Origin of the sequence: Thermoanaerobacter uzonensis DSM 18761, from assembly GCF_900129115.1 — a bacterium.
In the GTDB taxonomy this organism is placed as follows: domain Bacteria; phylum Bacillota; class Thermoanaerobacteria; order Thermoanaerobacterales; family Thermoanaerobacteraceae; genus Thermoanaerobacter; species Thermoanaerobacter uzonensis.
The window spans coordinates 183,622-196,007 of sequence record NZ_FQUR01000010.1 but is presented as its reverse complement, the minus strand read 5'-3'; the positions used below and the strand labels follow the sequence as shown (position 1 = coordinate 196,007).

Annotated in this window: 12 protein-coding genes, 1 tRNA gene and 1 pseudogene; 5 read left to right on the top strand and 9 right to left on the bottom strand. The window is 32.8% G+C overall.

Annotated elements, in window-relative coordinates:
• Positions 1-230: 230 nt before the first annotated feature.
• The 3 genes from mscL to BUB32_RS06790 form a co-directional block, all read right to left on the bottom strand.
• Complete coding sequence (gene mscL, locus BUB32_RS06800; RefSeq protein ID WP_003869602.1) at positions 231-599, bottom strand: large conductance mechanosensitive channel protein MscL; 369 nt, start codon at positions 597-599, stop codon at positions 231-233.
• 137 nt (positions 600-736) lie between these two features.
• Positions 737-1,492, bottom strand: a complete 756-nt coding sequence (locus BUB32_RS06795) for a sulfite exporter TauE/SafE family protein (protein ID WP_072968561.1) — start codon at positions 1,490-1,492, stop codon at positions 737-739.
• Entirely contained in the window at positions 1,492-2,112 is a 621-nt protein-coding gene (locus tag BUB32_RS06790; protein ID WP_072968560.1) for a nitroreductase family protein, read from the bottom strand. The genes BUB32_RS06795 and BUB32_RS06790 overlap by 1 nt, the downstream gene beginning before the upstream one ends.
• Before the next feature lie 267 nt (positions 2,113-2,379).
• Here BUB32_RS06790 and BUB32_RS06785 point away from each other — a divergent pair, with 267 nt between their 5' ends.
• The 4 genes from BUB32_RS06785 (at position 2,380) to BUB32_RS06770 (ending at position 5,788) form a co-directional block, all read left to right on the top strand.
• Positions 2,380-2,844 carry an RNA polymerase sigma factor gene (locus BUB32_RS06785; RefSeq protein WP_072968559.1) on the top strand — a complete coding sequence of 155 codons (465 nt, stop codon included), beginning with the start codon at positions 2,380-2,382 and terminating at the stop codon, positions 2,842-2,844.
• Positions 2,845-3,777, top strand: coding sequence for a sigma factor regulator N-terminal domain-containing protein (locus BUB32_RS06780; RefSeq protein ID WP_072968558.1), 933 nt, complete (start codon positions 2,845-2,847; stop codon positions 3,775-3,777).
• Between the two features lie 234 nt (positions 3,778-4,011).
• Positions 4,012-4,356 carry an RNA polymerase sigma factor gene (locus BUB32_RS06775; protein ID WP_072968557.1) on the top strand — a complete coding sequence of 115 codons (345 nt, stop codon included), beginning with the start codon at positions 4,012-4,014 and terminating at the stop codon, positions 4,354-4,356.
• A gap of 157 nt (positions 4,357-4,513) precedes the next feature.
• Complete coding sequence (locus BUB32_RS06770) at positions 4,514-5,788, top strand: serpin family protein (RefSeq protein WP_072968556.1); 1,275 nt, start codon at positions 4,514-4,516, stop codon at positions 5,786-5,788.
• 44 nt (positions 5,789-5,832) lie between these two features.
• Here BUB32_RS06770 and BUB32_RS06765 read toward each other — a convergent pair whose 3' ends face one another.
• Positions 5,833-7,101: a stalk domain-containing protein gene (locus tag BUB32_RS06765; RefSeq protein WP_072968555.1), complete on the bottom strand. Its 1,269-nt coding sequence runs from the start codon at positions 7,099-7,101 to the stop codon at positions 5,833-5,835.
• A gap of 172 nt (positions 7,102-7,273) precedes the next feature.
• Here BUB32_RS06765 and BUB32_RS06760 point away from each other — a divergent pair.
• Positions 7,274-7,349: transfer RNA gene (locus BUB32_RS06760), tRNA-Trp, on the top strand.
• Between the two features lie 209 nt (positions 7,350-7,558).
• On the opposite strand, the pseudogene BUB32_RS06755 reads toward BUB32_RS06760, so the two are convergent.
• The 5 genes and pseudogenes from BUB32_RS06755 to BUB32_RS06735 all read right to left on the bottom strand — a co-directional run.
• Positions 7,559-7,780, bottom strand: a pseudogene (locus BUB32_RS06755) (reverse transcriptase domain-containing protein); the annotation flags it as partial.
• A gap of 81 nt (positions 7,781-7,861) precedes the next feature.
• The gene (locus BUB32_RS06750) at positions 7,862-9,307 is read right to left on the bottom strand and encodes an MFS transporter (RefSeq protein WP_072968554.1); all 1,446 of its coding nucleotides are present in this window, start codon (positions 9,305-9,307) and stop codon (positions 7,862-7,864) included.
• A gap of 178 nt (positions 9,308-9,485) precedes the next feature.
• A complete protein-coding gene (locus BUB32_RS06745) occupies positions 9,486-9,926 on the bottom strand; it encodes a MarR family winged helix-turn-helix transcriptional regulator (protein WP_072968552.1) in 441 nt (146 codons plus the stop codon).
• 286 nt (positions 9,927-10,212) lie between these two features.
• Positions 10,213-11,787, bottom strand: a complete 1,575-nt coding sequence (locus tag BUB32_RS06740; RefSeq protein ID WP_234949240.1) for an SWIM zinc finger family protein — start codon at positions 11,785-11,787, stop codon at positions 10,213-10,215.
• 369 nt (positions 11,788-12,156) lie between these two features.
• Positions 12,157-12,342: a PspC domain-containing protein gene (locus BUB32_RS06735; protein WP_072968550.1), complete on the bottom strand. Its 186-nt coding sequence runs from the start codon at positions 12,340-12,342 to the stop codon at positions 12,157-12,159.
• Positions 12,343-12,386: the final 44 nt, after the last annotated feature.

The following is a 12,386-nucleotide window of genomic DNA, read 5'->3' as shown; positions in this document are numbered from 1 at the left end:
TTTTGTTTCAATTCCTTATAGGTAGGCTAAAAACCCATTCTAACATGCATAAATAGCACATTATACGCCTTACGACTTTTTAATTCCTGTCAAGTATTTCTACTTTATTATACCATATTGTTTGACAAAATCAACTATTTTCTAAAATTGAAAAAATAATTTGTCGTCGATCCTCAACATTTTTTGCATTATCTTAGGTCGACGACAAATTTATATTAATCAATATTACCTTACTTTTCCTTTAATACCTCTAATATTTCTCTTAAAAGTTTTACTTCCTCTGATGGTTCAGGTGGTGTTTGTTCTTTTTCTTTTGCTTTTCGCTGTCTAATAGCATTCATAGGAGCTACTATGAAAAAATATATGGCTGCAGATACGATAATAAAGTTAACAACAGCATTAAGGAAATTACCTATGGCTATTGGTCCTAATTTAAGGGCAGAAAAATCAGGAGCTCCAAATATTGCTCCAATCAGTGGAGTTAAAACATCCACAACTAATGAATTTACTACTTTGTTAAAAGCTGCACCTATTATTACAGCTACTGCTAAATCCAAAACATTTCCACGCATAATGAATTCTTTAAACCCTTTTAACATATTTTTCTCCTTTCAACAAGTGATTGATTGTCCACACTTTATATTTTATCACTAAAATGTTAGTTGTTAAGTCAAAAAATTGGCAAAATAATACACCACAAAGTTATCTCCCTTCAGTTCAATAACTATCTACTTTCCTACACTCCTCTAACCCAAAACGCTATTGCCAATGCAATTCCCCATAAAACTACAAAATTCTTTACTTTCTTATTGTCAAACCTTTGTGATACTTTTGCTCCCCAATATCCTCCTAAAGCAAATCCTATCATCAGAATAAAAGCAAAAGGCCATACTACTTTTCCACTAAAGAGTAAAATTAAACCGGAAGTGACATTTATAAAAAGTGAAAGAAGGTTTTTTATACCATTTGCTATGTGTATATCGGTAATATCTGCAATTCCTAAAGTGGCAAGCATTAAAATGCCAATACCTGCTGCAAAATATCCTCCATAAAGAGAAGTAAGAAATTGAAGTATAAAAACTATTACTAAAGAGCTTTTTCTTTCACCTCTATCTCCATTTAAATTAAATTTATGTATTCTGTCATTTAATGCTAAAACCACAGTAGCGAACAAAACTAAAAAAGGCACAATAAAGTCAAAGACTTTGTGAGGAGTTATCGTAAGAAGATAAGCTCCTAAGATACCCCCAAGTAAAGAAGGCAATGTCAGAAACCTTAATAGCTCTTTCGTCTGATACAGTCTTTCTTTAAATGCCCATGCACCTGTGACAGAACCAGTCCAAAGAGCAACAGTATTTGTTATATTTGCAGATAGAGGATTTATTCCAACCCATACAAGAGCAGGAAAGGTTATTAAAGTACCCCCTCCTGCTATAGCATTAGTGGCTCCTGCTAAAATAGAAGCCACTAAAATTATTACGTAATTACTCATTAGATTATCTCTCCAAATTCTTCAAATTTAAATCTATAGGCGCGGGGAAGTAAATCTTTCTCTGGGTCTTTGTAACCTATCGCTATTATCATGGGTACCATTTTTTCTACATCTATCCCTAAAAACTCCTTCATCTTCTCTTCATTAAAACCATCCATGGGATGGGTTTCAAGGCCATAAACTCTTGCAACTATCATTATATTCATTGCAAAAAGTGCAGTATCTCTTATGGACTTTCTTTTAGCTTGCTCCATATCTTTCCACACTTCAAGGACCCTTTCTTTTGCTGATTCTCTCCTTTCTTTTGGCATATACCCCAGTTCTACAGAACTGTCTAAAACTCTGTCTATATGTTCAAAAGCTGCTTTTGGATTTGCCATTAAGACAATTACAGCAGGGGCATCTTCTACTTTTTGTTGGTTAAAACAGATTTCTTTGAGAATTTTCTTTTTTTCTTTGTCCTTTATAACTTTTACCTCCCAAGGCTGAAGATTATTAGCCGAAGGCGCTGTAGCAGCTACCTCAAGGACTTCTTTTATAAGGTCATAGGATATTTCTTTTGTCGTGTCAAAAAATGTGATAGACCTTCTCTCTGTTATAAGTTTCTGGCATTCTTTCATACTTATACACTCTCCTTTTTTAATTCAGAATTACAAAACTAACCCAAAAATGGTATGCCCAGTTTTTAAAAAATGCCGATAATAGATTTATATTCTCCATAAAAGTATGAAATCCTTCCTGCCTTTTTAAAAAAAGCTTTAGAACAAGCTCTTTTGAGTTATAATCGAAATAACAACGAATTTTTGCATATTTCATATTTTTAATTTGTTTACTTTTTCATCCCTCAAACGTCTTTATTAATGAAAAGTTATAAGGAGGAGGAGTTAATGTGGCAGGATTTGTACAAAGCTGCATTCTATAATTTACTTAAATTGGGTGTACCACAGGCTGACGCTGAAGACATAGCTCAAGAAGCTCTGCTTTCCACATACTTGAATTTAGACGGCATTCAAGAGGGAAAGCTAAAAGCTTATGTTTTGACTGCGGCGCGAAACAAATACACTGATTTTTTGCGCAAAACCAAAAAAGATGTGACAGTTTCTATTATAGATGCTTTTCCTCAAAGTACCTTTTCAGAGTTTCAACAGTTTGAAAATAAAGAAGTAATAAAAAAAGCAGTTAATAGGCTTACTCTCAATGAGCAAAAGCTCTTTTACCTTAAATTCATATTAGAAATGTCAAATGAAGAAATTTCCTCTTACTTAAAAACCAATTCCAATACAGTAAAGACAATGGTATGGAGACTAAGGAAAAAATTAAAAGAATATTTAAAAGAGGAGGAGAAAAGTTAAATGGGATCAGATTTAAATAAACCAATAAGCAATATATCTTTTGACGAAAAAGCTTTTTTGCGCAAAGCTCGTTTTAAAAGTATACTTCGCATAATAATAATTTCTTTAATTATCGCCATAGGTGTTTTTGTATTAACCTTCATAATTCCCGAAATGATGCTACAGAATCAAGAAAACCGTATAAATAGCTTTTATCCGGATATTGTTAAATTTACTGAGCCTAATACCATTGCAATTGCAGGAGAAAGTTATGATGTTAGACTATTTGGGCGACAAAAAGAATATTATCTCCTAAGGTTAATAGAAAATAAACCTTATCCTGCTGGAATAATGATAGTTGATTTTGATTTTTGGGGAGGAGAACAAATTAAAGGTGACAAATCTTTTTGTGTTATCGAAACTGACCAAGCCATACCAGAAGGTACAAAAGAATACCTTGCTCCTTATGCCGTGCCAAAATTAAAATTTTACAATCCCGCAGTAAAATATGATAAAGTTATAAGAGAGTTTGATGTACTAAAAAATATACCTAACGATAATCTCGTTGAAATGGCTTTATCTTTTGACAGGCCTTTAACCTTTAGCGAAATTAAAACTATTATACCTGAGGATTTAAAACTAATGTGGGGTGCCGTTTTAGTTTATGAAGAAAACGACTATAAAGAAAAAAACTACCTTGCAGAAAGATTGGTTGGAAACCCCTATATTGACAGCCGTGATGGCGAAAAAGAATTTTTAAAACAGCTGGAACAACTCAGTAATTTGCAAAGTTATTCTTCGACAAATCTAAAAAGAACAGTAAGTTTTTTAAAGGAAAAGGGCATAAAATACTACGGAGTTGTAGTGGTGGGACATCCTGAATCCTTACAAAAGTTGTCCTCTAATTCAATTATAAGGGGAGCAGTTTTAGGTATAGTTACAACTCCTTATTAACTCAATCGAGTACATCCTTTTTAAACCATCGCATACCTGCGAAAGTTAATATAACAAAAATCAAAGGTCCTGCTACAAAGGGAAAAAGGCGGTTGTTCTATTATATCACCGCCTGTTTTTCCTTTTCTAGTGATTCAATTATATAATGGCTTTTCTTGTACTATAAGGGAACTTTTTATCAATTTTCCCCTCTTATATAGTAGAGGGAGCTCCCAAAGAAGAGATGACAAAATATTGGATATAACAGATATTATTAAAAAAATACAAAAAGGTGATTTTGAAGTTTTTGACCATCTCATGAAATTTCAAGGCCCAAAAGCATTAAAAACTGCATATCTTATCACAGGCGAAAAACATATAGCGGAAGAATGTGTGCAAGAAGCATTCCTTCAGTGTTACCAGAAAATTTACCAGCTTAAAAACCCTCAAGTATTTGAAAGCTGGTTTTACAGGATTTTAACTAGGATATGCTGGGGCGCTATTTCAAAAAACAAAAACAATGTTTCATTGGAAGCTTTGAAAGAAGCAGGACAAGACTTTCACTCAGAAAAGGACAATACAGAAGAAATTGAGGGATAAAAATGGCAGAACCAATAAAAATAAAGACTTTCCCTGCCTCCCTGCCTGGAAAACATTCTTAGTCTTTCCGGGCAGGTTATTTTTATTCTCTTATGGAACATTTACTTGTCAAATTCGTCTAACTTAGTAGAAAAAAAGATAAAGGGGTGAGATCTGCATGATGATTCCAGAACTTAAAAAACTTTTTACAGCAATACTCAGCATCACAATATTCATTGCAATGTTAATGAATATAACAGGATGTTCTTTTCCTACCTCAAAAGTTCAAGCTGCAAATTTGATGGAGGGAATAAAAGCAAATCCAGTAAGTGAAAAAAACATAGATGAAAAATTTATAAATAATACAGCTGATTTTTCAATTGAGATTTTTAAAAAATTAATTGATCATAAGAAAAATTCTTTAATTTCCCCACTTTCAGTAATGCTGGCATTAGCTATGACAGCAAACGGAGCAGATAAAGAAACTCTTTCACAAATGGAAAAAGTATTGGGAAAAAATATGCCGTTAGAAGAGTTAAATAAATATTTATACACATATGTTATGAAACTGCCTAATGAAGAAAAGTCAAAATTAAATATAGCAAACTCAATATGGTTTAAAGAAGGCGATTTAACACCTTCTAAAAATTTCCTCCAAGCAAACGCAGACTATTACGGGGCTGATATTTTTAAAGCTGCTTTTGATAGCAGTACAGTAAGTGACATAAACAACTGGGTAAAATCGAAGACAGATGGAATGATTGACAAAATATTGAACAAAATTGGCCCAGAAGATGTCATGTATCTGATTAATGCTGTAGCTTTTGATGCAGAATGGGAGACAGTATATGAAAAACACAATATATACGAAGATGTATTTACTGATATAAATGGAAATAAGCAGAAAGCTGAATTTATGAAGTCGGAAGAAAATTTTTATATTGAAGATGAAGAAGTAATTGGTTTTATTAAACCCTATGCTAAGAACCATTACAGTTTTGTGGTCATTCTTCCTAATGAAAATATATCAGTAAATGAATACATTAAGACATTGACAGGAGAAAAATTTATAAATTTAATCAAAAATGCGAAAACAACTTTGGTACATGCATCTCTTCCAAAATTTAAGTATGACTATGAAATCAACCTTAATAGTACCTTAGAATCCCTCGGAATGAAGGACGCTTTTTCACCAGAAAAGGCAAACTTTACTAAACTAGGAACTTCTTCCGTCGGTAATATTTTTATATCAGAAGTCCTTCACAAAACCTTTATATCTGTTGATGAAAAAGGAACAAAGGCAGGAGCTGTAACATCAGTCGATATGACGTCCACAGGAATGCCAGTAAATCCTAAAATAGTAAAATTAGATAGACCTTTTGTATATGCAATTATTGACAATAAGACAAATTTACCTATTTTCATTGGCACAGTGATGAGTATAAAAGATTGAAATAATTAATACTAATGAGGGTTTAAGTAATCGCTTAACCCCTCTCATTTATAATCAAAATATTTTTCCGAAAATTTTTCTTTATCCCAACTATGGTCTTTTGCTAACTGCTCCTCTGTTACATTGAAATAATCATATCTTACATTATCCCCTTGATCTGGAACAGGGTCATCCCATGTAACATCTACGTAACTGATTTTGCCGTCAATTCTTATCATATTCCAAGCATGAGGCATAGACCCACTATAATTAAAACCTGTACCAGCTACTCCAAGGCTATCAATCCCAGCTAACTGAGCAAGTAAATTAAAAGCTGCAGCATATCCTTGGCACACCCCTACTCCTTTTATCAAAACTCCATAAGCAGTATAAGATTCTGGTGGTATAGTGTTATTTATCAAATTTTCATAATCATATTTAGTATTCTTTACAATGTAGTTGTGAATTGCTTTGACTTTATCTATATCAGACATATCTGGTTTTATTATTTGGCTAATAATTTCTTTAGCTTTAATATATACTTCATCTTTCATTTTTTCCAATTTATCTTTAGGATATATATATTCAAATTTTATACTTACTTTACTTATGACATTGTTAAAACCATTTGCAGAAATAGTCCACTTATTAGCATAGCCAATTTCAGGATGATGTGCCAATACCAGATCTACAATATCCGATATACTGTTTAATATATCATTAACTGTACCACTACTTCTTACAGAATTGTAGAAAGAATTGCTAAGGGTAAAAGTTATCTCATCTTCATTGTTTTCAAGAGCATTTTTAATTAAAAGATACAAATCTTTTTCACTGGTTACATTAGGAGTTGAAAGAGTACTAATACCAACCATGTTTTTGGTTGCAGTTATTGAATTTACCGTTGTTCTTTGGTTGGAGGAATTGATTATTATGTGTCCATTATCGTATATTACTTCATCTCCAAGGGCTTCACCAACAAATCTTAAAGGCACATAGGTATAACCGTTTATAATTTGCGGCGCCACTGCTAATTCATAACTTTTTCCATTAATTTTTGCAATTTTGTGACCAATTATAAGTTGTACAGTCGTTTCGCCCCGGAAAGCTATAACCGTTTTAGTCTTCTCTTCCCAGTTTACCTTAGCACCTAATGCTTCAAAAAATGCCCGCATAGGGACTAAAGTTGTGTCGTCTTTTATAACAGGTTTTTGTTCAAAAACTACATTTTGACCATTAATTGTAATTGTTATATTTGCCGCTTGTGCTGAAATAGGAATTAATATAGAAAAGGCTACAAAAACTAATAGTATTAAAGATATCTTTTTAAGCATTATATATCACCTCTGAACTTTCCTAGAGATTAGTATTAAACTATACAACAATATTTCTTTATCTCTTTAATAATTATACTAAATCTCAGAAAACTTTTTTATGAATAATTCAACAAAAAGGATATAAATTATTGACGAGGGTTTGTTTCGTATGTTATAATAAAAAGCGCGCAGGGGAGTAGCTCAATTGGTAGAGCAACGGTCTCCAAAACCGTGGGCTGCGGGTTCGATTCCTGTCTCCCCTGCCATTTTTATGCCTAAAATCAAGCATTACAGGACTGGATAAATATAACAAAACAAAGTTCAATCCTAAAATGGTGACAATTTGGTGACAAAAATGGCCAAGCATCACTTAACAACATCAAGTAGGAGCTGAATAATTATTTTATCCAGCTCCTCTCACACCAACGTACGTACCGTTCGGTATACGGCGGTTCATTAGGAGTTGCAGTCATCTATCTGAATATCGGCAGAATTTATGCCCTCTCCTTTCAAGTTCTTTGTCTAGCTCGTCCAACATTATGTTTGCTAATAGGGGACTTAATGGCCCTCCTTGGGGTGTCCCTTCTTCTGTTGATACTTTGATTCCGTTTATCATTACTCCTGATTCTAGGTATCTTCGTATTAACTTTAGTACTCTTTTGTCCCCTATCCGTTTTTCTAGTTTAAACATTATGATGATATACTATGCACTTCCGTTGTCTTTTGAAATTCCACTTCTCTATTCAAAAGAATATTCTTTCTCTGCACTATAATTCAACTACCTCTTATTAACACTATATTCTGATTCCCATTGGGGCTGTGGTCCTCTTAGATAGGAGATAAAAGCTGCAACCAAGCTTATTGCAAAAGAAATTCCAAAAGTATCTCTTAAGCCTTTAATAAATTGAGCTACTGCTATACCTTTTGAGCCCACTTGAGTTCCTACAAAAAGTGCTTGCATTGCTTGCGGATCTATGCTTGAAGAAATTATACCCATGGCCAAAGCTATACTTATTACTGTCCCGGCATTGTTCATCATTGTCCTTACTCCTGCCGCTATTCCTCTTTTATCAGCAGGAACATTACTCATTATAGCGTTGGTATTAGGAGATATAAATAGTCCGGAGCCAAAACCCATTATAGCCATCCACAGTATTAACTTTGTAATTGACGTTGTAGCATTTATTCCCATAAAACCTACAAGTCCTACTGCAGATATAAGTAGCCCTATACTACTTAACTCTCGTGACCCATACCTATCAGATAGCCAACCGCTAATTGGAGAAACTACCATCATTGCAAGAGCAAATGGCGTCAATAAAATACCTGCAGTCAATGGATCCATTGCCTTAATACCCTGCAAGTAAAAAATCAAAAGAAAAGTAACGGCTCCTCTTGCTATTCCGTTTAGAAGATTACTCGTATAGGCAAAAGCTAATATTCTCGTTTTAAAAAGATTCAAATCAAGCATTGGCTGGTCTACGGTATTTTCAATATAAACGAATAAAACAAACAAAGCTATTGCGACAACAAAGAGAGTAATAATGTGTGGATTTCCCCATCCCGCAAATCCTCCAAAAGACAGGGCAATTAAAAGTATTATCATAGCAATGGTGAATACTAAAGTACCAGCATAATCAAATTTTTGATGTTCGGGAAGAACCTCTACTTCCCTAAGTTGTAGTGCTGCCCACAGCGTACCAATAATCCCAAACGGCACATTGATATAGAAAATGCTTCTCCAGCCAAACTTAAGCAAAAATCCTCCTAAAATAGGTCCTATGACATTCGCAATGCTTATAACCATGCTGTTTATACCTAAAGCTTTCCCTAATTCGTTTTTAGGAAAAGCGTCTGTTACAATCACTGTACTATTAGCCATCATTAAGGCGCCACCAATAGATTGAATAATTCTAAACAAAAGCAATTGAATACCCGAATTTGACATTCCAGATAGTAAAGAACTTAAAGTAAATATCGCAAAGCCTGTAACATATAACTTCTTTCTTCCAATCATATCTGCAATTCTGCCTATTGTCGGTACAAGTATTGTAATAGAAAGCATGTAACTCATGACAACCCACATGATTATAGTCATATCAGCATGTAAAGCTTTCATGATATCAGGCAAAGCAATTAAAAGCATACTTCCATTAAGAACAGAAAAAAGAGCACCTATTGTAGTGCATGAAAGTGCAATCCATTTGTATTCCAATTTTTTCACAGTATGCATCCCCTTTCTCATGTGACGATTCTTGGATATAATAATGCGGCATATAATTGCAAAATAACAGTTATGAATATGATTAATCCTGAAACTGCTTCATACTTCCCAAAAAGCTTCCTTAGATTTTTAACTTCAACAGAAAAAGACATATAAACACCTGCTTCCAAATTAAAATTTAGCAAGTCTCACATTCTTTTAATTGATTCCAAATTAACATCAAATCACTGTTTAGCTGTTCTACGTCAAGTGCATCAATCTTTTCTAAAATATTTGCGAGTATTGATGTACGATATTGTAAGATCTCTTTTAATAGTTTATCGCCTTCTTGGGTCAATTTAAGGTAAACAAGTCTTCTATCAGTTTCATCTCGCCATCTTTCAACTAGCCTGTCACTTACAAGATTGTCAACAAGTCCTGTCAAGGTGCCGGGAGCTAGCAGTAGCCTCCTTTGCAATTCTTTCATGGTTATTGGATTATCAGCAGACAATTTATTCATAACCCAAAATCTCGCCATTGTTATATTTTTTTCGTTGAGATAACTTCGAGTATACAGATTCAATATGTGATTGACCTCCCTCAAAAGCATTTCTAAATTGCCTATGTTTACCGATTCCATCAATTTGCCTCCCTAATATTTTTGTTTCCAAATTATATTATAACATTATTTTTACAAAGTCAATAAGTTATAAACATTTTTTAGATATGTTAAAGTAATTACATCACAAAATTTCTCAAAATCCAGCTTTCATTAAATAATCAATGGCTTTTTTATTTTAATGAAAAGTTTCTTTAACCCTGCCTTACTTAATTTTGCTAAGTTCATCAATAAATGCTGGTCTTTTTTTATATAACCTCATTAGATCATTCATAATTTCTTTTTGGCTTTGCTCTCCTGCTATTTTTTAATATCTTTTAAGTATTCCACATACTTTTTGATAGTCTTTTCTATTTGATGAAGAGCTTGCAGCAAGTTTTATATATTTTTTGTATACTTCAATAACTTCATCTTTAAACTTATCTTTTAGCTTATCTGCATATTCTTCTATTCTTGTTGGATTTTCTTTTATAAACTCCATAAGCTCATCCAAGTCATTTTCTTCTAATATGACCTTAAGATAAATATCTTTCCCATGCCATCCCTCGAAGCTTTTTAATTCTTGTTTTAAATCATTGTAAAACTCTGCTCTATCGCCAGTAATTAATTCCTTTAGTTCTCGATAGTATTCAAAATTTCCATCAAACAAAAGCTCTTTTGCCAATTTCATTTGTTCTTCTTTTAATGAAAGCTTTTTATAGGCTTCATATCTCATCTTTTTCCATTTTGATACTAAACCAGGATATTGCCTGTCTTGTTCCTCCCACTTTAAAGCTAACTCTATGACTTTCCCATAGTCTTTTTCTCTAAAGCTCTTTTGAATAAACACTTCTTTAAAAAAGTCAAATTCAAGATGTTCTTGTACGAATTGTTCTATTTCTTCTCTACTCCCATATCTCTCTTTTATCACATAAAGAATTTGAAGTAATTTTTCAGTAATATGTTTTCCATAGCAATTCTTAGTAGACCAATTACTTATAAGATATTCTATTTTCGACACCAGTTTATCTCTCAGTTCCTCTATGTCAACAAAGTCAGCACAAAGCCAAAGTATATCAATTCTATAACTTTCCCATCCATCAAAAATTTTGCTTTCACTTAATGTCAATAACCTATTAAATATCTCCCTTTTTAAATTTGCATCTAAGTTTTCACTCTGAGTTATTATGTCTCCTATAACTTCTATGGCGTCTGATATTAACAAATCTATACTTCCGCCTGAATCATCTGTGTATTCAAAAGCCTGTATCGCTTCTTCAAGTACTAAAAATGCAATATCCAATGCTAAGAATATATCCTCAGTGTCTCTGGCTTTCCACAATAAATCTCCCATTTCACTTGCAAAATCATATGTTTCATCATAAGAAATAAAACCATCTCTGCCCTTATATTTCCTAACAATAGAATTTATTAGTTTTCTGCACCTTATAAGTTCCTGTTTACTGTCAACTTTTGAATATCTCAAGACGAGCCTCTTTTTTAAAGTTTCATCCTCTCCTATTAAATCCATTATGATATCTATTAACTCTTCTTTTGAAAGACTATCTAATACTTCTTTTATATCCTGCTGTTCTTTAGCTCTTTTTTGTACATTTGAAGCTTCATTTTGACTGTTAAAAATCTCAACCAGTTTATAAAAAGCTGCTACCTGATGTTTACATACAGGACCATAATCATATGGGCAATTACATTCTGAATAGAGAATTTCCTCATTGTCATCAAGTTTTACTATAACCTCATAGTCATCATTACCTTGAATTTTGAAAATATATTCATTTTTCCCGGCATTATAAATGTCTATTATGTTCCCTCCAACATAGTAATCGTAACCTCTATCTAAAATTATTTCATCGATATAGTCTTCAAAATCATATATAGTCATTTATACTTTCTCACCACTCTTTCTCAAAAAGACAACATTTAGTATTATTATCCAACCTCAACCAATTACTATATAAGCAATTTTTTGTACTTCTATTATGTGATTAATAATGTACAATTGACCCGCTTCCAGCAAAATTCAATTTGGGAGGATTGGAGGGAAATAAAATTGCTCGGAAGTATGTCACTTATAGAGTAGGTCTACTTTTATGATATATTAACTTAAAAGCAAAAACAACTCTATTTTTTTACTGCTCTCAGACTTAATAAAATCAAAGTACAGCGTGAACTTGTGGCTGGTGGAAATTATAGGAAGAAGGCATTCCTATAAGTTGGTATTTTTATTAAAATATTTTATCTATTAAAAAAGTTATGGCCTTTCAGGAATTACAATCCAACCAATTATGTACGCTAAAATTCTACTCCCCCATACTATTGCTGCAAAAGCCCAAATTAACCTCACAATTGTAGGGTCTACATTAAAATATTCTGCTATTCCTCCGCAAACTCCACCTAGCATTCTATTTTCTTTTGAACGATAAAGTCTTTTTTGCATATTTTATACTCCTTAATTTTATATTTCATTATTAAAAGCTACAT